The sequence below is a fragment of the Pseudoxanthomonas sp. JBR18 genome (assembly GCF_028198165.1).
Classification (GTDB): domain Bacteria; phylum Pseudomonadota; class Gammaproteobacteria; order Xanthomonadales; family Xanthomonadaceae; genus Pseudoxanthomonas_A.
Genome location: NZ_CP116339.1, coordinates 3,341,420 through 3,365,044 on the forward strand (window position 1 = coordinate 3,341,420; position 23,625 = coordinate 3,365,044).

Annotated in this window: 16 protein-coding genes and 5 tRNA genes; 17 read left to right on the forward strand and 4 right to left on the reverse strand. The window is 67.1% G+C overall.

All coding sequences use genetic code 11. The features are described from left to right. Positions 1–97 precede the first annotated feature (97 nt). The 7 genes from PJ250_RS15100 (at position 98) to PJ250_RS15130 (ending at position 4,647) form a co-directional block, all read left to right on the forward strand. Positions 98–1,519 carry a redoxin domain-containing protein gene (locus PJ250_RS15100; RefSeq protein WP_271645386.1) on the forward strand — a complete coding sequence of 474 codons (1,422 nt, stop codon included), beginning with the start codon at positions 98–100 and terminating at the stop codon, positions 1,517–1,519. After that, positions 1,516–3,393 carry an excinuclease ABC subunit UvrC gene (uvrC, locus tag PJ250_RS15105; protein WP_271645387.1) on the forward strand — a complete coding sequence of 626 codons (1,878 nt, stop codon included), beginning with the start codon at positions 1,516–1,518 and terminating at the stop codon, positions 3,391–3,393. The genes PJ250_RS15100 and uvrC overlap by 4 nt, the downstream gene beginning before the upstream one ends. Then, on the forward strand, positions 3,390–4,034 hold the full coding sequence (gene pgsA / locus PJ250_RS15110) for a CDP-diacylglycerol--glycerol-3-phosphate 3-phosphatidyltransferase (RefSeq protein ID WP_271645388.1): 645 nt from the start codon (positions 3,390–3,392) through the stop codon (positions 4,032–4,034). Before uvrC ends, pgsA begins: the two co-directional genes overlap by 4 nt. Next, positions 4,025–4,100, forward strand: a tRNA-Gly gene (locus PJ250_RS15115). The genes pgsA and PJ250_RS15115 overlap by 10 nt, the downstream gene beginning before the upstream one ends. A 106-nt stretch (positions 4,101–4,206) precedes the next feature. After that, a tRNA-Cys gene (locus PJ250_RS15120) sits at positions 4,207–4,280 on the forward strand. Positions 4,281–4,324: 44 nt separating this feature from the next. Next, positions 4,325–4,400: transfer RNA gene (locus tag PJ250_RS15125), tRNA-Gly, on the forward strand. A gap of 160 nt (positions 4,401–4,560) precedes the next feature. Next, positions 4,561–4,647: transfer RNA gene (locus PJ250_RS15130), tRNA-Leu, on the forward strand. Between the two features lie 269 nt (positions 4,648–4,916). Here the strand turns inward: PJ250_RS15130 and PJ250_RS15135 are convergent. After that, the gene (locus PJ250_RS15135) at positions 4,917–5,048 is read right to left on the reverse strand and encodes a hypothetical protein (RefSeq protein ID WP_271645389.1); all 132 of its coding nucleotides are present in this window, start codon (positions 5,046–5,048) and stop codon (positions 4,917–4,919) included. 806 nt (positions 5,049–5,854) lie between these two features. On the opposite strand from PJ250_RS15135, the gene PJ250_RS15140 reads away from it, so the two are divergent. Then, positions 5,855–5,929, forward strand: a tRNA-Val gene (locus PJ250_RS15140). Between the two features lie 72 nt (positions 5,930–6,001). On the opposite strand, the gene PJ250_RS15145 is transcribed toward PJ250_RS15140, so the two are convergent. Further along, entirely contained in the window at positions 6,002–7,015 is a 1,014-nt protein-coding gene (locus tag PJ250_RS15145) for a LysR family transcriptional regulator (protein ID WP_271645390.1), read from the reverse strand. Between the two features lie 125 nt (positions 7,016–7,140). Between PJ250_RS15145 and PJ250_RS15150 the strand changes: the two genes are divergently transcribed. The 6 genes from PJ250_RS15150 (at position 7,141) to PJ250_RS15175 (ending at position 15,057) form a co-directional block, all read left to right on the forward strand. Continuing rightward, positions 7,141–7,368: a hypothetical protein gene (locus PJ250_RS15150; RefSeq protein ID WP_271645391.1), complete on the forward strand. Its 228-nt coding sequence runs from the start codon at positions 7,141–7,143 to the stop codon at positions 7,366–7,368. After that, positions 7,365–8,165, forward strand: coding sequence for an SDR family oxidoreductase (locus PJ250_RS15155; RefSeq protein ID WP_271645392.1), 801 nt, complete (start codon positions 7,365–7,367; stop codon positions 8,163–8,165). Before PJ250_RS15150 ends, PJ250_RS15155 begins: the two co-directional genes overlap by 4 nt. A gap of 48 nt (positions 8,166–8,213) precedes the next feature. Next, the gene (locus tag PJ250_RS15160; RefSeq protein WP_271645393.1) at positions 8,214–9,425 is read left to right on the forward strand and encodes an efflux RND transporter periplasmic adaptor subunit; all 1,212 of its coding nucleotides are present in this window, start codon (positions 8,214–8,216) and stop codon (positions 9,423–9,425) included. A 152-nt stretch (positions 9,426–9,577) separates the two neighbouring features. Next, positions 9,578–12,757, forward strand: a complete 3,180-nt coding sequence (locus tag PJ250_RS15165; RefSeq protein WP_271645394.1) for an efflux RND transporter permease subunit — start codon at positions 9,578–9,580, stop codon at positions 12,755–12,757. A 60-nt stretch (positions 12,758–12,817) separates the two neighbouring features. Continuing rightward, a complete protein-coding gene (locus tag PJ250_RS15170; RefSeq protein WP_271645395.1) occupies positions 12,818–13,567 on the forward strand; it encodes an SDR family oxidoreductase in 750 nt (249 codons plus the stop codon). Beyond that, on the forward strand, positions 13,561–15,057 hold the full coding sequence (locus PJ250_RS15175) for an efflux transporter outer membrane subunit (protein WP_271645396.1): 1,497 nt from the start codon (positions 13,561–13,563) through the stop codon (positions 15,055–15,057). Before PJ250_RS15170 ends, PJ250_RS15175 begins: the two co-directional genes overlap by 7 nt. Positions 15,058–15,259: 202 nt before the next feature. On the opposite strand, the gene PJ250_RS15180 is transcribed toward PJ250_RS15175, so the two are convergent. Together PJ250_RS15180 and PJ250_RS15185 are read right to left on the reverse strand one after the other, a co-directional pair. Continuing rightward, positions 15,260–15,517 carry an acyl-CoA-binding protein gene (locus PJ250_RS15180; protein WP_271645397.1) on the reverse strand — a complete coding sequence of 86 codons (258 nt, stop codon included), beginning with the start codon at positions 15,515–15,517 and terminating at the stop codon, positions 15,260–15,262. A gap of 141 nt (positions 15,518–15,658) precedes the next feature. After that, complete coding sequence (locus PJ250_RS15185) at positions 15,659–16,786, reverse strand: acyltransferase family protein (RefSeq protein WP_271645398.1); 1,128 nt, start codon at positions 16,784–16,786, stop codon at positions 15,659–15,661. Positions 16,787–17,130: 344 nt separating this feature from the next. Here PJ250_RS15185 and PJ250_RS15190 point away from each other — a divergent pair, with 344 nt between their 5' ends. From PJ250_RS15190 to PJ250_RS15200, 3 genes are all read left to right on the forward strand, one after another. After that, on the forward strand, positions 17,131–19,617 hold the full coding sequence (locus PJ250_RS15190; RefSeq protein WP_271645399.1) for an alpha/beta hydrolase family protein: 2,487 nt from the start codon (positions 17,131–17,133) through the stop codon (positions 19,615–19,617). A gap of 192 nt (positions 19,618–19,809) precedes the next feature. Next, positions 19,810–20,817: a glycoside hydrolase family 43 protein gene (locus PJ250_RS15195; protein ID WP_271645400.1), complete on the forward strand. Its 1,008-nt coding sequence runs from the start codon at positions 19,810–19,812 to the stop codon at positions 20,815–20,817. Between the two features lie 215 nt (positions 20,818–21,032). After that, on the forward strand, positions 21,033–23,420 hold the full coding sequence (locus tag PJ250_RS15200; RefSeq protein ID WP_271645401.1) for a GH92 family glycosyl hydrolase: 2,388 nt from the start codon (positions 21,033–21,035) through the stop codon (positions 23,418–23,420). The last annotated feature ends 205 nt before the right edge of the window (positions 23,421–23,625 follow it).

A 23,625-nucleotide genomic window follows, 5' to 3' on the forward strand; every position in this document is an offset into this window, starting at 1 on the left:
TGATCGCATCGCGCCCGGCTTCACCGGTCGATCGGGCTGAACGGGCGGTGCGGTCGCGACGTCTGTCTAAACAGGGCTCCGGCATAATTGGCAGCACATGACGCCGATCCACGCACCCGACTTTCCCCACGACCTCAAATGGCTCAACGCGGCCCCGACGGCGATCCAGTCGCTGCGTGGCAGCGCGGTGGCCCTGGCTTTCATCGATCCGGCCTCGACCTGGTGCATGCAGCGGCTGGCCAACCTCGCCACGCTCCAGCGCCGTTTTGGCGCACGCCTGCAGGTCCGGGTGATCGCCGTGCCGCGGTTCGACGCGCATCGCCGGCCAGAGGTGGTGCTCAAGCGCCTGCGCCGCCATGGCGTCAGCCTGCCGGTCGCGCACGATCCGGACTGGCACGCGTGGCAGCGCTTCGGGATCGAGGCCTGGCCGACGGTGGTGGTGATCGATGCGGCGGGGATGATGGTCCAGCGCATTGCCGGGACGCCCGGCACCGGCGTCCTGGAACGTGCACTGGCCGCGGTTTGCGAGGACTTGGACGAGCCCTTGCAGGACACGCGCCCGCGCGAAACCCATCCCGAGCCGCGCCTGCCGCTGCTGTTCCCGACCGGGCTGGCGGTCACCGGGGATCGGCTCTATGTCGCCGACACCGGGCATCACCAGATCCTGGAGTGCACCCATGCCGGGCGCGTGCTGCGACGCTTCGGCAACGGCACGGCCGATGCACTGGATGGTGGCGCCGAAATCGCCAGCTTCTGCAGACCTAGCGGCATGTCGCTGCTGCGCGAGGCGCTGTACGTGGCCGATACCGGCAACCATCTGCTGCGCCGGATCGATCTGCGCAGCGGCACGGTGCACACCGTGCTCGGCAACGGACGTGCCGGCACGCCCGCCGAGGGGCGGCTGTCCAATGTGCACGATGTCTGCCTGCCGTCGCCGACCGCCCTGGTGGCGGGCAATAACCAGCTGCATATCGCGCTGGCCGGTGACAACCGCGTGTGGACCTGGAACCAGACCGACGGAGTGGGCGTGATGGAGTGCCGCGCCGGCTCGGGGCAACTGGGCCAGCGCGATGGCGCCGGTATCCTGGCCAGCTTCTCCCAGCCCACCGGCCTGGCGCTGGTCCAGCAGGCGCTCTACGTCTGCGACACGCTGGGCTCGGCCATTCGCGGCATCCAGTTGCGCGGTGACCTGACCCAGACCCTGGTCGGGCAGGGGCCGTGGGAGTTTGGCGATGCCGATGGTCAGCGTCACCAGGCCCGCCTGCAGGCGCCCGAAGCCATCGCGCTGGATCCCGATGCGCCGCTGCTGTGGATCGCCGACACCGGCAACGGCTGCATCCGCAGCCTGCGTCTGGGCGGCGGCGTGGTGAACAAGGTGCCGCTGGAGCGCGCATTGGCCGGTCCGGCGGGCGTGGCGGCGTTCGGCGGCAAGCTGTGGATCGCCGAGACCGATGCGCATGCGGTGCTGTGCCTGGACGTGGCCAGCGGCGTGTTGAGCCAGGTCCCGATCGAAGAATGAGCCGGAGCGCAGGGCGCAAACCCGAGGACGCGTTCGACGGCAAGGCCTTCGCGGCCGGGCTTGGCACCGTGCCGGGCGTGTATCGCATGTATGCGGCCGACGACACCCTGCTGTACGTCGGCAAGGCGCGGGCGCTGCGCAATCGCGTGGGCAGCTACTTCAACAACGCCCCACGCAACCCGCGCACCATCGCGATGATCGCCCAGATCGCGCGCATGGACGTCACGGTCACCCGCACCGAGGCCGAGGCGCTGCTGCTGGAAAACCAGCTGATCAAGTCGCTGACGCCGCGCTACAACGTGTCCTTGCGCGATGACAAGAGTTATCCGTATGTGCTGCTGACGCGCGAGGACTTCCCGCGCATCGCCCTGCACCGCGGGCCGCGTGCGATCCAGGGCCGCTACTTCGGTCCGTACGCCAGCGCCGGCGCGGTCCGCGACACGCTCAACCTGATGCAGAAGCTGTTCAAGCTGCGCAATTGCGAGGACAGCGTCTTTCGCAACCGTTCGCGGCCCTGCCTGCAGTACCAGATCGGTCGCTGCACCGCGCCCTGCGTGGACCTGGTGAGCGTGCAGGACTACCAGCAGTCGGTGCATCGCGCCTCGCTGTTCCTGGGCGGGCGCAGCGATGAGCTCAGCGACGAGCTGACCGCTGAAATGGAGCGGGCTGCCGAGAAGCTGGAGTTCGAGGAGGCCGCGCGCCTGCGCGACCTGCTCAAGCGCCTGCGCGGCATGCAGTCGCGCCAGTACGTGGATGGCCACGCCGCCGACCTGGATGCACTGGCGTGCGCGATGCAGGGCAGTACGGCCTGCGTGCTGCTGCTGGCCTTCCGCGACGGCCGCAACCTGGGCACGCGTGCCTTCTATCCGCGCACCAACGGCGAAGAGAGTGCCGAGGAGGTCCTGGCCGCGTTCGTGTCCCAGTACTACGCCGACCAGGTGCCGCCACGCGAACTGCTGCTGGATCGGGAGATCCCCGAGGCCGAGCTCATCGAGGCGGCCCTGTCCTCGGCGGCGGGGCGCAAGGTGCAGCTCAAATGGAACGTGCGCGGTGAGCGTGCCGGCTATCTCGACCTGGCCCGGCGCAATGCCGAGATCACCCTGGCCACGGAGATGACCAGCCGCAATGCGCAGGCCGCGCGCAGCCAGGCGCTGGCCGAGTTGCTTGGCCTGTCCGAGCCGGCCCAGCGCATCGAGTGCTTCGACATCAGCCACACCATGGGCGAGGCCACGGTGGCTTCGTGCGTGGTGTTCGACGACAAGGGCGCGGTGCGCTCGCAGTACCGCCGCTTCAACATCACCGGCATCGAACCGGGGGACGACTACGCGGCCATGCGCCAGGCCATCGAGCGCCGCTTCCGCCGCGCGATGGAGGAGGGCACCGTGCTCCCCGACGTGCTGCTCATCGATGGCGGCACCGGTCAGCTGCGCCAGGCACGCGAGGTACTGGCCGACCTGGGCGTAGATGGCATCGCGTTGGTAGGCGTGGCCAAGGGTGTTGAGCGGCGCGCAGGTCACGAGACCCTGATCCTGGACGACGGCCGCGAGGTAAACCCTGGCGCGGCGTCGCCAGCATTGCAGTTGGTGCAGCAGGTCCGCGACGAGGCGCATCGCTTTGCCATTACCGGCCACCGTGGCAAACGCCAGAAGGCGCGCACCACCAGTAAGCTGGAAGACATCGCCGGCATCGGTCCGCGCCGACGCGCCAGCCTGCTCAAGCATTTCGGCGGACTGGCCGGGCTCAAGGGCGCCGGCGTGGAAGAGATCGCACGGGTGGACGGCGTCAATCATGCCCTGGCCGAACGCATCTACGCTAACCTGCACGGGCTGCCCGAACCGGCGACTCCCTCCGCGCCTGGCCCAGATCGCACATGAAGTTGACTGTACCCACCTGGCTGACACTGCTGCGGATCCTGCTGATCCCGGTGCTGGTCGTGGTGTTCTACCTGCCGTATCGCTGGGCGAGCATCGCCGCGGTGATCATCTTTACCACCGCCGCGGTGACCGACTGGCTGGATGGCTGGATCGCGCGTCGCTGGCACCAGTACTCGGCGTTCGGGGCCTTCCTCGATCCGGTCGCCGACAAGCTGATGGTGGCCGTGTCGTTGTTCCTGATCGTGCAGGGGCATCCCACCCCGTGGATGGCGTTCTGGGCGGCGGTGATCGTCGGTCGCGAGATCGCCGTGTCGGCCCTGCGCGAGTGGATGGCCGAGATCGGCCAGCGCGGCACGGTCAAGGTGGCCTGGATCGGCAAGGTCAAGACCACCGTGCAGATGATCGCGCTGGGCTGCCTGCTGTATTCGGTGCGTCCGGCCAGCCATTCGCTGTACAACGTGTGGCTGGCGGTGCCGATCTTCCACATCGGCGACTGGCTGCTGGCGGTCGCTGCGCTGCTCACCCTGTACTCGGGATACCTGTACCTGCGCGCGGCATGGCCGAGCCTGCGAAAAGATGAGCAGGCAGCCGTTGACAGCCGCAAGAAAGACACTACAATTTCGCCTCTCTCGCGGGATTAGCTCAGTTGGTAGAGCGCAACCTTGCCAAGGTTGAGGTCGAGAGTTCGAGTCTCTTATCCCGCTCCAAGTTTCAAAACGTTCCTGTCGCACCTCGTGCTTCAGGAGCGCAGATGAAACCCCCTCGCAGGGGTTTTGTCGTATCGGAAGGTCGAAAGGCCAACCGCGGGTCACCGGCCTGGTGGCAGAGTGGTTATGCAGCGGACTGCAAATCCGTGCACGCCGGTTCGATTCCGACCCAGGCCTCCAAGATTCAAGGCGAAGCCCAGGCATCGCTGGCGGTAGAGAAAAACGCGGGATTAGCTCAGTTGGTAGAGCGCAACCTTGCCAAGGTTGAGGTCGAGAGTTCGAGTCTCTTATCCCGCTCCAAGATCAAAGGCCGGCACTGCCGGTCGATGCGGAAAAGGCCCTGCATGCAGGGCCTTTTTTCGTAGGCGAGGCAGGCTTTCGTATGAGCGACAGGCCACTCGCGCGCGTGACGCATGGGCGCGGCGTCGGCTTCCTGCTAGCCTTGCCCAGCTGCCTTCCTGCCCGGATGGCGAAACTGGTAGACGCATCGGACTTAAAATCCGCCGGGAGCAATCCCTTGCCGGTTCGATTCCGGCTCCGGGCACCAAGACGAGGTGGGCGCGACGATGTCGCGGGTCGGCGTTCGTCGGGTAGGGAGTGCGGACTGATTTTCGCGACAAGGGTGGTGAGCGCCCGGTGCCGGGACGCGGTCGCTTGGCGCGCCGTTGTCTCCTGCCTCTGCCGGGCTTCGGCTTCTGGCCTCGCGCGAGCGGTGTTCGCCCACTCCCGCCAGGAGGTCGCGGCAGTTCAATCGCCTCTGCCTGGCGGTCCTTGTCGGCGGTGATGGCCGCCGCAGCGGCGGCCCTTCACTGGGGCTCAGCGCGCCTTGCAGGAGTAAGACGGCGGCTTGGTGCCGTGGTCGCCGTGCCCGCTCGCGTATGCGATGCCGCCGCCACCCAGCAGCAGGACGGCCAAGGTCAGAATGACTTTAGTGGTGGTGGTGATCACGGAGTGCTCCCCTGGTTGGAAATGATGAAACGTGTTGTGCGTTCGTCTTGTAACGCGAACTGCGTCACGTTTAGGTCAAGGGGGCGCGATTTCTTGTCGGGACGCTTCCCGATCGCGCGGCCGCCTGCTGGCCGCGGTTCAGACAGTCGGAAGCGGTCAAATCTGGCGCATCGGGTCGGAAGCGCGACCGCCCTGCATCTGCCGGCCAACACGCGCGATGGACGCGCGTCATGCCTGCCGGCGCCGGGACTTGGGCCTGCGCCAAGCGCCCGGGAGGGAGTGGGAGGGGTCATATCGCCAGTCCACGCTTGGCCGAACGGGAGATGGCACCACGCAGGTGCGGGACCGCCTTGCCAAGCCATGCGAGAGGAGCGGAGCCATTGACGCGCCCACGCTCGCTAGACAGCCCCGTGTCCTGGCGGGGATGCTTGAAAGGATGTCCGACTGCTGATCGGGCGCGGCTAGGCGCTCTACGTCCGCCATCCGTGGAGGCCGAGGAGGGATTGCGTCAGCACGCACACAGCGCCGCAGGTCCGCGGCATGCCCGATGGGCAGATCGAAGCGCTGTTTGCGTGGGTCTGGAGGCTAACCTGGTGCCGGCCTGCGGTAGAACACGTCCGAACTGGGCGGCGTCGCGGGCCACCCGACGCGGTGATGAGCTGCATCGGATAAAGCACGCCTCCCTCCGGCGAGGTGTCGAGGCAGGGCGTTTCGGCGTGCGATGCGGTGCTGCAAAAAACGGTTTGACCGAATCGAACAGGGCCATTACTATTTGCGCCCCGATCGGGCCTGAGGGTCTGCATCGCGGGCGGTTAGCTCAGCGGTAGAGCATTGCCTTCACACGGCAAGGGTCGCAGGTTCGATCCCTGCACCGCCCACCAAGCATCAATGAAAAAGGCCGGCTTTCAAGCCGGCCTTTTTCTTTTCCGCCTCAGCGTGATGCGCTGGATGGATCAGGCGGTCACCGCCTCGACTTCCTTGAGCAGGCGCTTGACGTCGTCACTGGTGTCGCTGTTCTGATCGGCCTGTTGCTTGGCCTGCATCAGCGGGCAATGCGCGCTCATGTAGTCGATCTCCAGATTGAGCCGCTCGAGCAGGAAGTCGACGAACACCCGCACCTTGGGCGACTGCACGTGGCCACGCGGGAACACCGCGTTGAGCACGTATTCGCCGCCGGTCCAGCCGGCCAGCACGCGCTGCACCAGGCCGGCTTCCACGAACGGCTTGACCATCACGTCGGCCGAGATCACCAGTCCTTCGCCACACAGCAGCGCCCCCTTGAGCGCTGCGGGATCGTTGGCCACCAGGATCGGGTTGACCAGGAAATCACGCGGGCCGTTGCCGTCGTCCAGCGACCAGCTGTAGCTGCTGCCGTGGCGATGCTTGGGCATGGCGAAGGTGCGGTGGTACTGCAGGTCGTCCGGATGCAGGGGTTCGCCGTGGCGGGCGATGTAGCTCTTGGCGGCAAACACCTGCGTATTGAGCACGCCCAGCTTGCGCGCGACCAGGTTGGAGTCGGGCAGACTGCCCACGCGCAGGGCGACGTCGACTTCGCCCCCGATCAGGTCGATCGGTTCATTGGACAGCAGCATCTCCACGCGCACTTCCGGATGGCGGGCGTGGAACTCCCCCAGTAGCGGGGCGATCTTGTCGATACCGATGGAGTAGGGAGCGGTCACCCGCAGCCAGCCACGCGGGCCGGCATGCAGCTGGCCAACGGCGCTTTCGGCTTCGGCCAGTTCGCGCGCGATACGCTGGCAATGCTCGTAATAGACGTTGCCGGCTTCGGTGAGTCCCAGCTTGCGTGTGGTGCGGTGCAGGAGCTGCGCGCCCAGGCGCGTTTCCAGTTCCTGGACCTTGCGGCTGACGGTGGTCTTGGGCAGTCGCAGGGCGCTGGCTGCACCAACGAAGCTGCCTTGTTCGACCACCTTGACGAAGATCAGGGTGTCGTTGAGGTCGTGGGACATGGATTCCTCCTGAGGGGAGAGCGATTGGACCGGGAGCGGGATGATTATTCCCCGAAATCCGGACTAATCAAGTCCGGCATGCAGGCCTAGAGTGGCGCCCTGTCCTCACCGCCAAGACCGACGCCATGTCGTTTATCGCCGCCGCCCGCCAATTATTGAACCCGAAAGTTCGCAATGAAAGCGCCATTTCACGGGCGTCATTCCTGCGCATCGCCAGCAGTGGCAAGGGTCTGCGCGAGTTTTCCCCATCGCGCCGGGTTCAGCTCGGCGGGGTGCAGGTGCGGCCTGCAGGTGCACGCTGGATGGGTGGTGATTTCGGGATTATCCCGTCGATGGGAGGAAAACTCCCATGAGTGGGATGATGCCGCAGTCGCCGGTCCCGACCGCGCTGGTCCTGGGGGCGCACAGCGCCGCTGGGGCAGGCGTGGTCGGTGCGTTGATCGAGGCGGGCAGCCCGGTTCTGGCGATCGGTGAGCCCGGCGAGTACATGGACGCGTTGGCCGAGTCCTATCGTGACGAGGCCCAACTGACCCTGCTGCCAAGCACAAGCCCGATCGACGAGGACGGTGCGCGCAAGCTGGCCAATGAAGTGCGCGCGCGTGGCCTGGTGCTGCATGCGGTGTTCGCGCACCTGTTCGCACCGTCCTTCAGCGGTCGCCTGCTGGAGCAGTCCAGTGCACGGCTCGGCGAGCGCTTCGGCAGTGACGTGCTCGCCCACTTGGCCGCGGCCCGGCACCTGCTCCCGCTGCTGCAGCATGAGTCGGCCACCACGCATTACGTGATGATCGGCGGGCCGGCCACCGAGTGCGGCTGGGCCGGCCACGGACATGCCTCGATTGCCTCGGCCGGCCTGCGCATGCTGGCAAAGGTGCTGCACGAGGAAGCCATGCCGCTGGGCGTGCGCGTGCAATTGCTGGCTGTCGAGCACCCCCTGTCCACCCCCAAGAACCGCGTGCATGCCTGCGCTGGCTGGCCCGATGCAATCAGCGTGGGCCGCAAGGCCGTCGAACTGCTGCGCCCGGCCACGTCCGGCCCGGTACGCGCCATCGTCTCCTTCGATGCGGCCTGGGTGCCGCCGCCGGTACGCACCCTGTTCGATGCACTGCCTGGTTCGCTCACCGTCTCTTCGCTCGACCTCAACCGGGGTTGAGGTCGTCGCTCCGTCTTTCCCTTCTTGTCTCCCACACGAGCATTTGCCATGAACCTTTTCCGCGCCGACTCCTTCTTCCGCGCCCGTCGTTTGTCTTCCTTCGCGCTGCTGGCCCTGTCGGTGGCGGTGATCGCCGGCTGCAACGGCAACGCCGCCGAGACCGCCGCACCGCCTCCGCCGGCCGTCAGCGTCGCCCCCGTACTGGTCAAGCCGATCAAGCAGTGGGATGAGTTCAGTGGCCGCATCGAGGCTGTGCAGACCGTACAACTGCGCCCGCGCGTGTCCGGTTACATCGAGTCGGTGAACTATCACGAGGGCGAGGAAGTCCGCGCCGGCGATGTGCTGTTCACCATCGACGCCCGCAGCTACCGTGCGGCGTTGGAGCAGGCCCAGGCCGAGCTGGCCCGCGCGCGCAGTGCGGCCAGCCAGACCCAGGGCGAGGCCGACCGCGCCAAGAAGCTCACCGATGTGCAGGCCATGTCCACCGAGTTGTTCGAACAGCGCCGGGCTGCCGCCAACGAGGCCAGCGCCCAGGTCCAGGCCGCTCAGGCCGCGGTGGACGCCGCGCGCCTGGACCTGGACTGGACCAAGGTGCGCGCGCCCATCTCTGGTCGCGCCGGCCGCGCGCTGGTGACCGCCGGCAATCTGGTGGGCACCGGCGAGTCGGCCAGCGTGCTGACCACCGTGGTGTCCGACCAGATGCACGTGCACTTCGATGCCGACGAGGCCACCTTCCTGCGCTACCAGACCCTGGCCCGTGACGGCGAGCGTCCCAGCGGCCGCGATGGCGGCCTGCCGGTCAAGGTCGGCCTGGTCGGCGAGGATGGTTATCCGCACCAGGGCCAGGTCGACTTCGTCGATAACCAGTTGTCCCCGGGAACCGGCACCATCCGCGTGCGTGCGCTGATGGACAACAACGACCACAGCCTGGTGCCGGGCCTGTTCGCCCGCGTGCAGTTGCCGGGCAGCGGTGAGTTCAAGGCCATGCTGGTGGACGACAAGGCCGTGCTGACAGACCAGGACCGCAAGTACGTCTACGTGGTCGATGCCGAAGGCAAGGCGCAGCGCCGCGACGTGCAACTGGGCCGCATGGCCGACGGGCTACGCATCGTCAACGGCGGGCTGAAGGCCGGCGACAAGGTCATCGTCGACGGCGTGCAGAAGGTCTTCATGCCCGGCATGCCGGTGCAGGCCAAGGAGGTCGCCATGCAGGCGCCGCCGGCCAAGCCGGTCGAACAGCGCACAACCGCGATGAACTAGCGCCGTTAGGTGGGAGCTGCCATGGCGGCGAGAGGCTTTCCCGATAGACCTCATCGCCGCCATGGCGGCTCCCACAAGAAATGCAACTCGCAATGAAGCCTCTCTCCGGGAAAGGGGAGAGGACGGCGTCGCTCAATTCAGGAAACCACCCCATGAACATTTCCAAGTTCTTCATCGACAGGCCGATCTTCGCCGCAGTCCTGTCCATCGTGATCTTCGCCGCCGGCCTGATCGCGCTGCCGCTGCTGCCGATCAGCGAGTACCCCGAAGTGGTGCCGCCGAGCGTGCAGGTTCGCGCGACCTATCCCGGCGCCAACCCCAAGGTGATCGCCGAGACCGTGGCAACGCCTCTGGAGGAAGCGATCAACGGCGTCGAAAACATGATGTACATGAAGTCGGTGGCAGGCTCCGACGGCGTGCTGGTCACCACGGTGACCTTCCGCCCCGGGACCGACCCCGACCAGGCCCAGGTCCAAGTGCAGAACCGCGTGGCCCAGGCCGAGGCGCGCCTGCCCGAGGACGTGCGCCGCCAGGGCGTGACCACGCAGAAGCAGTCGCCGACGCTGACCATGGTCGTGCACCTGCAGTCGCCCAACGGCAAGTACGACTCGATGTATCTGCGCAACTACGCGGTGCTGAACATCAAGGACGAGCTGGCGCGCCTGCCTGGCGTGGGCCAGATCAACATCTTCGGTGCCGGCGACTACGCCATGCGCATCTGGCTGGACCCGGACAAGATCGCCGCGCGTGGGCTGACCGCCTCGGATGTGACCGCGGCCATTCGCGAGCAGAACGTTCAGGTCTCCGCCGGCCAGCTTGGTGCCGAGCCGATGCCGTCCAAGAGTGACTTCCTGCTGTCGATCAACACCCAGGGCCGCCTGCAGAGCGAGGCCGAGTTCGGCAACATCATCGTCAAGAGCGGCGATGACGGCGAGATCGTGCGCCTGCGTGACGTGGCCCGCATCGAGATGGGCGCGGGCACCTATGCGCTGCGCTCGCAGCTGGACAACAAGGACGCGGTGGGCATGGGCGTGTTCCAGGCCCCGGGTGCCAACTCGCTGCAGCTGTCCGACGCGGTGCGCGCCAAGATGGCCGAGCTGGCCACGCGCTTCCCCGAAGGCATGACCTGGGCCGCGCCGTACGATCCGACCGTGTTCGTGCGCGATTCCATTACCGCGGTGGTCCACACCCTGATCGAGGCAGTGATCCTGGTGGTGCTGGTGGTGATCCTGTTCCTGCAGACCTGGCGCGCCTCGATCATCCCGCTGCTGGCCGTGCCGGTCTCGGTGGTCGGTACCTTCGCGGCGCTGTACCTGCTGGGCTTCTCGATCAACACGCTGAGCCTGTTCGGCCTGGTGCTGGCCATCGGCATCGTGGTCGACGACGCGATCGTGGTGGTGGAAAACGTCGAGCGCAACATCGAGGAGGGCCTCACGCCCCTGGCCGCGGCCCACCAGGCCATGCGCGAGGTGTCCGGGCCGATCATCGCCATCGCCCTGGTGCTGTGCGCGGTGTTCGTGCCGATGGCCTTCCTGTCCGGCGTGACCGGCCAGTTCTACAAGCAGTTCGCGGTGACCATCGCGATCTCCACGGTGATCTCGGCGATCAATTCGCTGACCCTGTCGCCGGCGCTGGCCGCGATGCTGCTCAAGGCGCACGATGCGCCGAAGGACGGCCCGTCGCGCCTGATCGACCGTCTGTTCGGCTGGCTGTTCCGCCCGTTCAACCGCTTCTTCAACACCAGCTCCAACAAGTACCAGGGCGCGGTGTCCCGTGCGCTGGGCAAGCGTGGCGCGGTGTTCGCGGTATACGTGCTGCTGCTCGTCGGCGCTGGCCTGATGTTCAAGGTGGTGCCGGGTGGCTTCATCCCGACCCAGGACAAGCTGTACCTGATCGGCGGCGTGAAGATGCCTGAAGGCGCCTCGCTGGAGCGCACCGACGCCATGCTGCGCAAAGTCAGCGACATCGCCCTGCATACCGACGGGGTGGACCACGCGATCGCCTTCCCCGGCCTCAACGCGCTGCAGTTCACCAATACGCCCAACACCGGCACGGTGTTCATCACCCTCAAGCCGGCCGGTCAGCGGCATCGCAGCGCCGAGCAGATCAACGCTGAGCTCAATGGCAAGATCTCTCAGCTGCAGGAGGGCTTCGGCTTCGCGATCATGCCGCCGCCGATCCTCGGCCTGGGCCAGGGTTCGGGCTACTCGCTCTACATCCAGGACCGCGCGGGCCTGGGCTACGGCGCCCTGCAGCAGGCGGTCAATGCGGTGGCCGGCACGGTTTCGCAGACGCCCGGCATGTCCTTCCCGATCGGCACCTATCAGGCCAACGTGCCGCAGTTGGATGCCCAGGTGGACCGCGACAAGGCCAAGGCCCAGGGCGTGCCGCTGACCAACCTGTTCGACACGATGCAGACCTATCTGGGCTCGGCCTACGTCAATGACTTCAACCGCTTTGGCCGCACCTGGCAGGTCATTGCGCAGGCCGACGGCCAGTTCCGCGACAGTGTCGAGGACATCGCCAACCTGAAGACTCGCAACGCGGCCGGCCAGATGGTGCCGATCGGTTCGATGGTGCACATGGCCACGACCTATGGCCCGGACCCGGTGATCCGCTACAACGGCTATCCGGCGGCCGACCTGATCGGTGAAGCCGATCCGCGCGTGATGTCCTCGACCCAATCGATGCAGGCCGTCGCCGGGATCGCGAACAAGGTGCTGCCCAATGGCATGACCATCGAGTGGACCGATCTGAGCTACCAGCAGTCCACCCAGGGCAATGCGGCGATGATCGTGTTCCCGATGTCGGTGCTGCTGGCCTTCCTGGTGCTGGCCGCGCTGTACGAAAGCTGGACGCTGCCCATGGCGGTGATCCTGATCGTGCCGATGACGATGCTCTCCGCGCTGGTGGGCGTGTGGCTCACCGGCGGGGACAACAACGTGTTCGTCCAGGTCGGCCTGGTGGTGCTGATGGGCCTGGCGTGCAAGAACGCGATCCTCATCGTCGAGTTCGCCCGTGAGCTGGAACTGGGCGGCAAGGGCATCGTCGAGGCCGCGCTGGAAGCCTGCCGCCTGCGTCTGCGTCCGATCGTGATGACCTCCATCGCCTTCATCGCCGGCACCGTGCCGCTGGTGCTGGGCCATGGCGCCGGCGCCGAGGTGCGCTCGGTCACCGGCATCACCGTGTTCGCCGGCATGCTGGGTGTGACCCTGTTCGGCCTGTTCCTGACCCCGGTGTTCTACGTGGCCCTGCGCAAGCTCTCGGGTCGCCAGCTGGTGCACCACGACGCCGCGCCGGCCTTGGGCCACACCCATGGCACCGCGCACTGAACGTTTTTTCCCCTGCTGGGCACATACCGGGCCCAGCCATCTTCTCAACGGAGATATTCCATGAACACCCATGCTCAGAAGATCGCCCTGGTCACCGGCGCCACCCGCGGCATCGGCACCGAGACCGTGCGCCAGCTTGCGCAGGCAGGTGTACGCACCCTGCTGGCCGGCCGCAAGCTCGCCACCGCGCAGGCCGAGGCGAAGAAACTGGCCGATGCCGGTCTGCCGGTGGAAGCCATCCAGCTGGACGTCACCGAGACCGCCAGCATCGCCGCCGCCGTCAAGGAGGTGCAGGACCGCCACGGTCGCCTGGACATCCTGGTCAACAACGCCGGCATCGCCATTGATGACCTCACCAAGAAGCCGTCCGAGCAGACGCTGGAAACCTGGCGCACCACCTTCGACACCAACGTGTTTGCCGTGATCGAGGTGACCCAGGCGTTCCTGCCGCTGATCAAGGCCTCGCCGGCCGGACGCATCGTGAATGTGTCCAGTGCGCTGGGTTCGATCACGCTGCATGCCGATCCCAGCTCCTTCATCTACGACTTCAAGATCCCGGCCTACAACGTCTCCAAGAGCGCGGTGAATGCCTGGACCGTGCAGCTGGCCTACGAGTTGCGCGATACCCCGGTGAAGGTCAACACCATCCACCCCGGCTACGTCAAAACCGACATGAACAACAGCGATGGCGAGCAGCGCGGCGAGATCGAAGTGGACGAAGGCGCCAAGACCAGCGTGCAGATGGCGCTGATCGACGCCGATGGGCCGACCGGAAGCTTTTCCTATCTGGGACAGGTGCTGCCATGGTGAAGAGCATCCTGGGGATCGGCGTCGCCTCGGCGCTGCTGGCCGCCTGCACGGTGGGACCGGACTATGTCCGTCCCGATGCGCCGCACGCCGCGGCCTTCGTACAGGCACCGATCGACGCCGCCAGCGCTGGGCCGGTGAACACCACGGCCGACGCCGAGTTCTGGCGTAGCTTCAACGATCCGCAGCTCTCGGCCCTGGTCGAGCGCGCGCTGCTGGAAAACCACGACGTGCGCATCGCGCTGTCGCGCTATGACGCGGCCAACGCGCTCCTGCGTGATGCGCAGTACGCGCGGCTTCCGACCTTCACCGCCACGGCCGATGCACAGCATGTCCGCAGCAGTGCCGACCAACTGCCGGGCTACAGCCGCGATGAACGCGACAACCACGGCTATGACGGCAGCCTGGGCGCGGTGTGGGAGCTGGATTTCTTTGGCCGCCTGCGTCGCGCCAGCGAGGCAGGGCACGCCGATGCACAGGCCGCCGCCGCGGATCTGGCGGCGATGCAGGTGGCGATCGCCTCCAGCGTGGCGCAGGGCTGGTTCCAGTTGCGCGGCATCCAGTCGCAGCTGGAGATCGCGCGAGAGAACGCCAGCACCCAGCAGCGCACGCTCAAGCTGCTGGAGGCGCGCACCCAGATCGGCGTTGGCGATGCCTTCGACGTGGATCGTGGGCGCACCCAGCTGGAAACCACGCTGGCACGCATCCCGTCGCTGGAAGCGGCGGAGGCTGTGGCGGCCAACCGCATCGCGGTCCTGGTCGGTGCCACGCCGGAGTCGATGTCGGCCGATCTGATGGTCGCCGGGCCGATGCCCGCGCTGCCACCGGCGCCGGCGCCGGGCACGCCCTCGGACCTGCTGCGTCGGCGTCCGGATGTGGCCGCCGCCGAGCGGCGTGTGGCCGGTGCCACCGCACGGGTCGGCGTGGCCACGGCTGATCTGTTCCCGCGCTTTACCCTCGGGGCGCTGTTCGGGACCCAGGCCATGGCCAGCAGTGCGCTGTTCGCGCGTGACAGCGAGACCCGCGTGCTGTCGTTGGGCATGGACGGCTCGTTCCTCAACGTAGGCCGGGTACGGGCAAGGATCGCCGCCGCCAACGCACAGACCGCCGAGGATCTTGCCAGCTACCAGCAGACCGTGCTGCGTGCGCTGGAGGACACCGAGAACGCCCTGGTCCGCGTGGATCGCAGCCGCAAGGAGGCCGCACACCTGGACCAGGCCGCGCAGGCGGGCGCGCGGGCGGCCGATCTCGCCCGCCTGCGCCTGGACAACGGCGCCATCGACACGCTGGACATGCTCGACGCTGAGCGTAGCCGTCTGGATGCCGAGGATGCGGCCGTGCAGGCCAAGGTGCGCAGCGGCCAGGCCATGGTGCAGCTGTATGCGGCGCTGGCCGGTGGCTGGCCCAACTACATCGCTGCCGAAAGCCTGCCGCCCGCGCCTGTGACCCAGGCGGGTCAGCGGCGCGAAGTGGCCATGGAAATGCCGCGCTGAAGTCGGTGGTACACGGGTGCCGTGCAGGGAAGCGCGGCATCGTGTCTCGGTCTGGCCTGGAGACACGTCCGATCCGGTGCTGTTGCACCGACGCTTCGCGCGCCGGGCATCAACGCATCATCCTGGCGTCAACGCCGACGCAGTTCGGTGGATGACCCGATGCGCTCGGCGGGATGACAGCGACCGCCGCCCCGTTAGTGGCTCAGTGCAGCAGTTGCTCGACCAGGTCCACGTAGCGCTTCTGAGCGGTGGTCGAGGGCATGCCGCGCAGGCGTTCCCACGCCTCGTACTTGGCCGTGCCGACGAAATCGAAGAAGCCGGGCTTATTGCCATGCACGTCGCCTTCGAGACCCTGCTTATACAGCGCGTAGAGCCGGAGCAGGGTGTCGTTGTCCGGACGCTCGGACAGGGTCTGGATGTCCTGTGTCGCCTGTTCGAAAGCCGTGCTGACCTGGGCCATGGTGGCCTCTCCTGGTGCGGGGTGCGCGAATATCAGCACGCCCGCCTCACTCGGTCACGTTGCGGTGCAGCCAACGCGCGGGCAGGGCGCCCTTGGTGCCCTGCGTGTCGATGGCGATGGTCGCGCGGTGCTTTGCCGACGTCAGCTGGCCGCGCTTTTGTGCTCATCGGGATGGCCGAGATCGAAGGCCGATGGCACGGTCGCCTGGGAAATGTCGGCCGGCCCGGTGCCCTGCTGGCGGGCCCGGTTCGGAAGCAGGATCCGCTGCCCGATCCGACGCAGCAGCTTGCTGCCCGGCATCTCGATGGTCCGATACATCGCCCAGGCCAGCAGCAGGATGATGGCCGTCACGCCAACCGCCATGGCGGGCGTCGCGGCACGACCATGGGCCCACTTCACTGCGAAATAGATCACCGGGATGTTGATCAGGTACATCGAAAAGCTGCAGTCCCCGCACAGCTTGATCGCGCGGTTGCCGAGCAGCGCCTTGGCCAGACGAGTATCGAAGGAAAAGACGAACACCGCGATGCCGGCAAACAGCGCTGTCTCCAGGCTTTCGTAGAACGCCCGCTTGGAGCCGAAGTGCGGGTCCGCCACGCCCAGGCCTACCAGCGCGAGCAAGATCAGCAGGACGACCTGCATCGTCCCGATCATCGCCACACCGCTGCTATCCCGGGTGCGCGCGCGAACCAGGCCGAACACGGTGCCGGTAAAGAAGTAGTGCAGCTTGGAACCGACGAAGGTGCCCGGCAGCGAACCGCGATAGCTCATCATCAGGAAGACCAAAGTCAGCATGGCGACCAGGAACGCCGCGTTGCCCTGACGACGAAACGCCCACAGCGAGAACCACAGGGCGACGAAGACCACGTAGAACTGCACTTCCGGTGGAATGCTCCACAGCGCCGAGACGTTGCCCGAGAACGCGAGGTGGCGCAGGAGGTTCTGGTGGGTAATGGCGTAGACGAAGTGCCCGTCCACAAGGTTGTAGATCAGGTACGCGGCCACGACCACGAACAGGTAGGCCGGGGCGATGCGCGCGAACCGGGCGATGGCGTAGCGGGCGACGGCCGGGTAGTTGAAGTCCTTCTCGCCATAGAGGAAGGCCATCAAAAACCCGCTCAGGGTAAAGAACACCATGACGCCGACTTCGCCCGGTAAAAGCGGGCTGACGCTGAAGAAGTATTTCTCCACCAGGTGCGAGTACACCACCAGCAGCGCGGCGACGCCGCGAATGCCGGTCAGTGCGTCGATGCGACGTTCTTGGCTCATGGCCAGGCTCCTTGCGTATTGTGCGGTTACGGGGGCAACTGCAAAAAACGTCAGGGACCTGCCTGTCACGGCGGAGAGGCATCCGCGCTCATCGGCGGCCGGTCGGGGGTCCCGGTCTACTCAAGCGTGCTGGAGCAAGTAAGCGCGACCAGTGCACTTGGCTGCGCTGGTCTGGAGCCGAGCCTAGCAGGCGGACGGGCGCCGCGCACCTGGCATGGATCATCGCCGCGGTCCGATTCCGCGCCGCTTGTCGGCTCAGCAGCGATGCTAGATTTGAACACGGCATGCGAAGCGCACCGCTTCGCATGCGCGATGTGAACCATGCCACTTTTCTAGGGATGCTCATGCTGCTTCGCCGCAACCTCCACGTCACGGCGGCTGCCGTGACCACCCTGTCGCTGCTGGTATGCGCGCCGGCCTGGGCCGGCTACGACGTTCCGCCCGAGCCGCTGCTCAAGGTGCTCAAGGCGCCGCCGCCGCCCAGGCCCAGTGTCGATCCCACCGGTCGGACCCTGATGCTCACCACGGCGCAGACCTATCCTTCGATCGAGCGGGTGGCGCGCCCGTTCTACAAGCTGGCCGGCGTGCGCCTGGAGCCTGCCAACCGGAGTCGGCATGACACGCCCGCCGGCTACGGCATCCCCGCCTGCGTGGCCGATTTCACCCTGGTGGACATCGCCAGCGGCAAGCAGACCAAGGTGCCATTGCCGAACGGCGCCTGCCCGGGCAGTGCCTCGTGGTCGCCCGATGGGCGTCGCTTCGCCTTCCAGAACGTGACCCCGACCTCGGTGGAGCTGTGGCTGGGCGAGACGGCGACCGGCCAGGTACACCCGGTGCCTGGCGTGGCCCTCAACCCGATCTTCGACGATGCGGTGCAGTGGCTCGACGGCAGCCGCAGCCTGCTGGTCAAGCGCGTGCCCGCCGGGCAGGGCGCGCCGCCGGCCGAGACGCCCGAACAGATCGGGCCGGACATCCAGCAGTCGTTGGGCGGGCAGGGCGAAAGCAGCACCTACGAGGCGCGCGACACGCTCAAGAGCCCGCTGGACGAGGCCCGCTTCGTCTACTACGGCACCTCGCAGCTGGCCGTGGTCGATACCGGCGATGGCCGCATGCGCGACGTCGGCCAGCCGGCGATCTACAACGACGTCGTCGCCGCGCCTGATGGCGTGCACGTGCTGACCGAGGCGATCAAGCCGCCGTATTCGCACGCGGTGACCTACCAGCGTTTCGCCCACGACGTGGCGGTGCTGGACGTGGGCAGCGGCACCTCGGTGACCGTGGCCCGCCTGCCGTTGGCCGATCGCGTGCCGGTGCACGGCGTGCCCGAAGGTCCGATCAACTTCGACTGGCGCGCGACCGAGCCGGCCACCCTGGTGTGGTCCGAGGCGCTGGACAAGGGCGACTGGAAGGTCAAGGTGCCGGCACGCGACAAGGTGATGACGCTCGCCGCGCCCTTCACAGGCACCCCGAAGGAGATCACCCGCACCGAGCAGCGCTTCGAAGGCTTTGCCTGGACGCCGCGCCGCGAGACCGCCTTCCTGCTGGAGGTCGACGAAAACCGTCACTGGCAGACCACCCGCATCGTCGATGTGGACCAGCCCGGCGCGCCGGGGCGCGTGCTGTGGGACATGTCCTACGACGAGCTGTACAAGAACCCGGGCAATTTTGTTTACCAGGTGCTGCCTAACGGTGCCTGGGCGGTGCGCCTGGAAGGCGACACGGTCTTCCTGCGCGGGCAAGGGGCTTCGCCCAAGGGCGATCGGCCGTTCCTGGACCGGCTGGATCTGGGCACGCTGAAGACCGAGCGCCTGTTCCGCAGTGGCGTGGACGAATACGATCAGTTCCTGGCCTTCGCCGCGACGCCGGATCGCTTCCTGACCTGGCACCAGTCGGTGATGGATCCGCCCAATGCCTTCGTCCACACCCTGGGAACGCCGGTGGCCGATGCGGCCGAAGGCGAGGCGGCCTATGCCACGCCGGGCACCGCGTTGACCCGCCTTGAGGATCCGACGCCGGAGGTGCGGCAGATCAAGAAGCGCCTGGTGACCTACAAGCGCGCCGACGGGTTGGACCTGTCGTTCACCCTCTACACCCCGCCGGGCTACAAGGAAGGCCAGCGCGTGCCGGCAATTCTGTACGCCTATCCGGAGGACTTCGCCAGCAGCGAGCAGGCCGGCCAGGTGTCCGGCTCGCAGCAGACCTTCACTCGGTTGAGCAACTATCGGTTGCTGCTGCTGGCCGGCTACGCGCTGATCGACAACGCCTCCTTCCCGATCGTCGGCGACCCGCGCAGCGCCTACGACACCTACATCCAGCAGCTGACCGCCGATGCGCAAGCGGCCGTGGACAAGGCGGTCGCGCTGGGTGTGGTGGACCGTGACCGGATCGGCGTCACCGGGCATAGTCATGGCGCGCTGATGACCGCCAACCTGGTCGCGCACACCGACCTGTTCAAGGCCGGCGTGGCCACCAGCGGCTCATACAACAAGACCTTCACTCCCTTCGGCTTCCAGAACGAGCGGCGTTCGGTGTGGGAGGCACAGGACGTCTATCTCAAGGCCTCGCCGTTCTTCTACGCCGACAAGATGCAGGCGCCGCTGCTGCTGGTGCACGGCGAGGACGACGCCAACCCGGGAACCGAACCGATCCAGTCGGTCAAGCTCTACCAGGCGATCCGCGGCAATGGGGGCGTCACCCGGCTAGTGATGCTGCCGCACGAACCGCACTGGTACACCGCGCTGGAGTCCAACGAGCAGCTCGTCTACGAGATGCTGCACTGGTTCGACACCTACGTGAAGGAGGCCGGGGCCAAGCAGGGCGGCGCGCGATAAGGCGACGCTGTCTGGCCCCTTGGCAAGGCGGCGCCGCGAGGCGCCGCCTTTTTCATTGAGGTGCAATGCGTCTGGCAGGTCTGGCACACGACCATGTTGCGGTGCGCCTTCTTAATTGTCTGATTATATGGTTTAGTCGGCGCTGTCACGGTGGCCGCATCGCTTGCGGCCTCGCCCCAGCCAGGAGTCCACATGCCGCGTCCTGCTTCGATCGCCCTGCTACTTGGCTTGTTGTTGACCGTGCCCACCGGCATGGCCAGGACGCCGACCTATACCAATCCGCTGCTGCCGTCCGGGCCCGATCCGTGGATCGCGCGCGAGGGCGGGATGTACTACTTCATGAGCACGCGCGGCGACCACCTGGCCATCCGCAAGGCCGCCGACCTGTCGCAGTTGGCCAAGGCAGCCCCGGTCACCGTCTGGACCCCGCCCAAGCAGGGGCCGAACGGCCAGTCGATCTGGGCGCCGGAACTGCACCGTATCGACGGACGCTGGTTCATCTACTACACGGCGGCCGACAGCGCCCACGACGATGATGCGCATCGGGGCATCTTCGTGCTGGAAAACACCAGCGCAGATCCCACCCAGGGAACCTGGATCGATCGCGGCCAGCTCAAGACCGCGCACACTGGCATCGATGGCACGACCTTCGCGGTGGATGGCAAGCGCTACTTCGTGTACTCGCCCTACGTCGGGCCGGACAGCGTGCTGGCCATCGTGCGCATGTCCAATCCGTGGACGCTGACCGGGCCGGAGACCGTCATCGCGCGCCCGGATCAGGCCTGGGAGCGACAGGGCGGGCGCCAGATCCTGGAAGGACCGGAGTTCGTGCTGGGGCCGAAGGGGGATCTTTTCCTGACCTATTCCGGCAGTGCCTGCTGGTCCGACGGCTATGCGCTGGGATTGCTGAAGGCCGCGGCCGGAAGCGATCCGCTCGATGCCGCAAGCTGGATCAAGCAGCCTGGGCCGGTGCTGGCCACCGACCCGGCGCGCGGCGTGTTCGCGCCCGGGCACAACGGCTTCTTCCGCAGCGCGGAGGGTCAGACTTGGATCGTCTACCACGCCAATCCCGCCGCGGACATGCGCTGTACCAAGGCGCGTGCCCCGCACCTGCAGCCGGTGTCCTGGTCGGCTTCGGGCGATCCGGTATTCGACCGGCCTGCGCCCGTCGGCATCCCGCTGACTGCACCGGGTGGTTGAAGGCGTCGCGCAGGCTTTGCGCGTTCGACGACCCGTTCATACCAGGCCAGACCCATCGCGCATCGGCGTGCGGGGAGGCAGGTTGGGATCAATGCGGATTCCCCTGGCCGGCAGATGTCGCAACCACGGGGCGGTCTTCATTTAAACGATTTAAATCAGCATACTCACGACGAACCGCGCCACGCACTGGCGCGCGCAGAACCGGGAGAATGCGCATGTACCGTCCCCTGCTGCTGGCTGCCAGTGTGGCGCTGCTGATGCCATCGGCCCAGGCCGAGGCTCCGACAGAGCGCGAAACGGTCGACCTCGCCGCCGAGGTCAATGTCTTCATCGGCACGACCAACGGCGGCAATGTGTATCCGGGCGCGACCCTTCCGTTCGGCATGGTCGCCTTCAGTCCGGAGCAGACGCCACTGCCGGGCAAGCGCTTTCCCTTCGCCGCACCGGGTGGTTACGAATGGCGCGCCAACGGCGTGCGCGGCTTCAGCCTGACCCACGTCTCGGGCACCGGGTGTGCCGGCGCCAGTGGCGACATCCCGATGATGCCGATTACCACCGCGGTCGAGGTTTCGCCGTCCTCGCCGCAGGCCGGTGTTCAATATTCGGCCCTGCTGGACCATACCGACGAGCACGCCAGCCCGGGCGCCTATGCAGCCAAGCTGGGCAACGGCGTGGACGTGGCACTGGGCGCGAGCGCACGCACGGCGGTGGGCCGCTTCGCCTATCCGGAAGGGCGCCCGGCCAATCTGCTCATCCGGACCTCTGACAGCGAGGTCGGCAGCACGGCCTCGTCCATCCACATCGATCCGGCCACCCGGACGGTCAGCGGCTCGGTGACCAGCGGCAATTTCTGCGGCTACCTGGCCGAGGATCGCCGCGAAAGCTATTACACGCTGCATTTTGTCGCGCGCTTCGACGAGCCCTTCGAGGTGGGGGGCACCTGGCGCGATGAAACGCTCAGCAAGGGCGCCGTGGACGGGGGCGGCGGCACCACCTATGGCACGCGTGGCCATCCGCCGGCGGGGCGCGGCGCGGGTGGATGGATCCAGTTCAAGGAGGGGGCGACGGTCAATGTCCGCATCGGCGTGTCCTACGTGGACCCGGCCGGGGCGCGGGCCAACCTGGACAAGGAGAGCCCGGCCGGCACCTCGCTGGAAGCCACCCAGGCGGCTGCGCGCCGCGCGTGGAACGACATCCTGGGCCAGGTGCGCATCACCGGTGGCGCCGGGGACGAGCGCACGGTCTTCTACACCGCGCTCTACCATGCGCTGCTTGAGCCCAACCTCTATAGCGATGTCGACGGGCGCTACCTGGGCTTCGACGGCAAGGCGCATCGCCTTGCGCGTCATCAGCGGGCGCAGTACGCCAACTTCTCCGGCTGGGATGTCTATCGCTCGCAGCTGCAGTTGGTGACGCTGCTGGACCCGCAGCGTGGATCGGACATCGCCCAGTCGCTGCTTAATCAGGCCGAGCAGAATGGCGGGGTCTGGGACCGCTGGACGCATCTGACCGGCGCGACCGGCGTCATGAACGGCGATCCCTCGCCGCCGTCGCTGGCGGCGATCCACGCGTTCGGCGGGCGCGGGTTCGACCTCGAACGCGCCTACGCCTCGCTCAAGCGGGCCGCCACGGTGCCAACCGAGAAGGATCTGAGCCGCAGGGGGTGCCCGATCCTGTGCGTGGGCCAGCGCCCTGGCCTGGATGCCTGGCTCAAGCTGCATTACATGCCGGTCGACGCGCCGGGCTGGGGCACTGCCTCGGACACGCTGGAGTTGGTCGCCGCCGATTTCGGCCTGTCCGAGCTGGCGCTGGCGGCCGGTGACAAGGCGGGCGCGAAGCTGTTCCGCGAACGCTCGGGCTGGTGGCGCAATCTGTTCAATCCGCAGGCGACCCCGGACGGCGGCTATATCCAGCCGCGCAACGCCGATGGCAGCTGGCCCGCATTCGATCCGGCCTCCGACGAGGGCTTCGTCGAAGGCAGCGGCGCCCAGTACCTGTGGATGGTGCCGTTCGATCCAGCTGGATTGATCGAGAAGCTCGGTGGTGCGCAGGTCGCCGCGCAACGGCTGGATGCGTTCTTCCGCACGCCTGACGGCGGCTGGGCGGTGACAAAGTCCGGACCGCTGCATGCCGAACTGGACAACGAACCCTCGATCGCCGCGCCGTGGCTGTACAACTTCGTCGGCCAGCCGTGGAAGACGCAGGACACCGTGCGCGCGGCGATGCGCCAGATCTGGACCAACACGCCGCAGGGCATCTCCGGCAACGACGACCTGGGCCAGATGTCCTCCTGGTACGTCTGGTCGGCGCTTGGCCTGTATCCGGTGTATCCGGGGCGAGCCGAGCTGGCGGTCGGCAGTCCGCTGTTTCCGCAGGTGGTGATCGAGCGCCCCGGCGCGCGCATCGAGATCCGCGCGCGCAATGCCGCGCCCGATGTGCCGTACGTGCAGTCCCTGCAGGTGGACGGCAAGGCCAGCGATCAGGCCTGGCTGCCGGCGGACTTCGTCAAGCGTGGTGGCACGCTGGAGTTCGACCTGGGCAAAGCCCCCAACCAACACTGGGGCACGCAGGCCCTGCCGCCTTCGTTCGGGCCTGCGCTGTAAAACGCGACATCGCGCCGCGAGCGCGATTCGCACGGACAGGGACGCGGCAGGAAGCCGCGCATGGACGAGCGCCTCGCCTTTCTACGCCGACGGCGCTGGTCAACGCCGATCGAAACAGAGCGGACGCGACCGGCGGCCGCGCGGCGCGGCCAGCCAAAGGGAAGCGCGCGATGCGCGGCTCCGCACGCAGCGGGTTGCGGACGTA

Bases quoted from the DNA above. Each gene is read 5' to 3' on its own strand.
- PJ250_RS15100 (WP_271645386.1), top strand. From the start codon at position 98: ATGACGCCGATCCACGCACCCGACTTTCCCCACGACCTCAAATGGCTC.
- uvrC (WP_271645387.1), top strand. From the start codon at position 1,516: ATGAGCCGGAGCGCAGGGCGCAAACCCGAGGACGCGTTCGACGGCAAG.
- pgsA (WP_271645388.1), top strand. From the start codon at position 3,390: ATGAAGTTGACTGTACCCACCTGGCTGACACTGCTGCGGATCCTGCTG.
- PJ250_RS15145 (WP_271645390.1), bottom strand. From the start codon at position 7,015: ATGTCCCACGACCTCAACGACACCCTGATCTTCGTCAAGGTGGTCGAA.
- PJ250_RS15150 (WP_271645391.1), top strand. From the start codon at position 7,141: ATGTCGTTTATCGCCGCCGCCCGCCAATTATTGAACCCGAAAGTTCGC.
- PJ250_RS15155 (WP_271645392.1), top strand. From the start codon at position 7,365: ATGAGTGGGATGATGCCGCAGTCGCCGGTCCCGACCGCGCTGGTCCTG.
- PJ250_RS15160 (WP_271645393.1), top strand. From the start codon at position 8,214: ATGAACCTTTTCCGCGCCGACTCCTTCTTCCGCGCCCGTCGTTTGTCT.
- PJ250_RS15165 (WP_271645394.1), top strand. From the start codon at position 9,578: ATGAACATTTCCAAGTTCTTCATCGACAGGCCGATCTTCGCCGCAGTC.
- PJ250_RS15170 (WP_271645395.1), top strand. From the start codon at position 12,818: ATGAACACCCATGCTCAGAAGATCGCCCTGGTCACCGGCGCCACCCGC.
- PJ250_RS15175 (WP_271645396.1), top strand. From the start codon at position 13,561: ATGGTGAAGAGCATCCTGGGGATCGGCGTCGCCTCGGCGCTGCTGGCC.
- PJ250_RS15180 (WP_271645397.1), bottom strand. From the start codon at position 15,517: ATGGCCCAGGTCAGCACGGCTTTCGAACAGGCGACACAGGACATCCAG.
- PJ250_RS15185 (WP_271645398.1), bottom strand. From the start codon at position 16,786: ATGAGCCAAGAACGTCGCATCGACGCACTGACCGGCATTCGCGGCGTC.
- PJ250_RS15190 (WP_271645399.1), top strand. From the start codon at position 17,131: ATGCTGCTTCGCCGCAACCTCCACGTCACGGCGGCTGCCGTGACCACC.
- PJ250_RS15195 (WP_271645400.1), top strand. From the start codon at position 19,810: ATGCCGCGTCCTGCTTCGATCGCCCTGCTACTTGGCTTGTTGTTGACC.
- PJ250_RS15200 (WP_271645401.1), top strand. From the start codon at position 21,033: ATGTACCGTCCCCTGCTGCTGGCTGCCAGTGTGGCGCTGCTGATGCCA.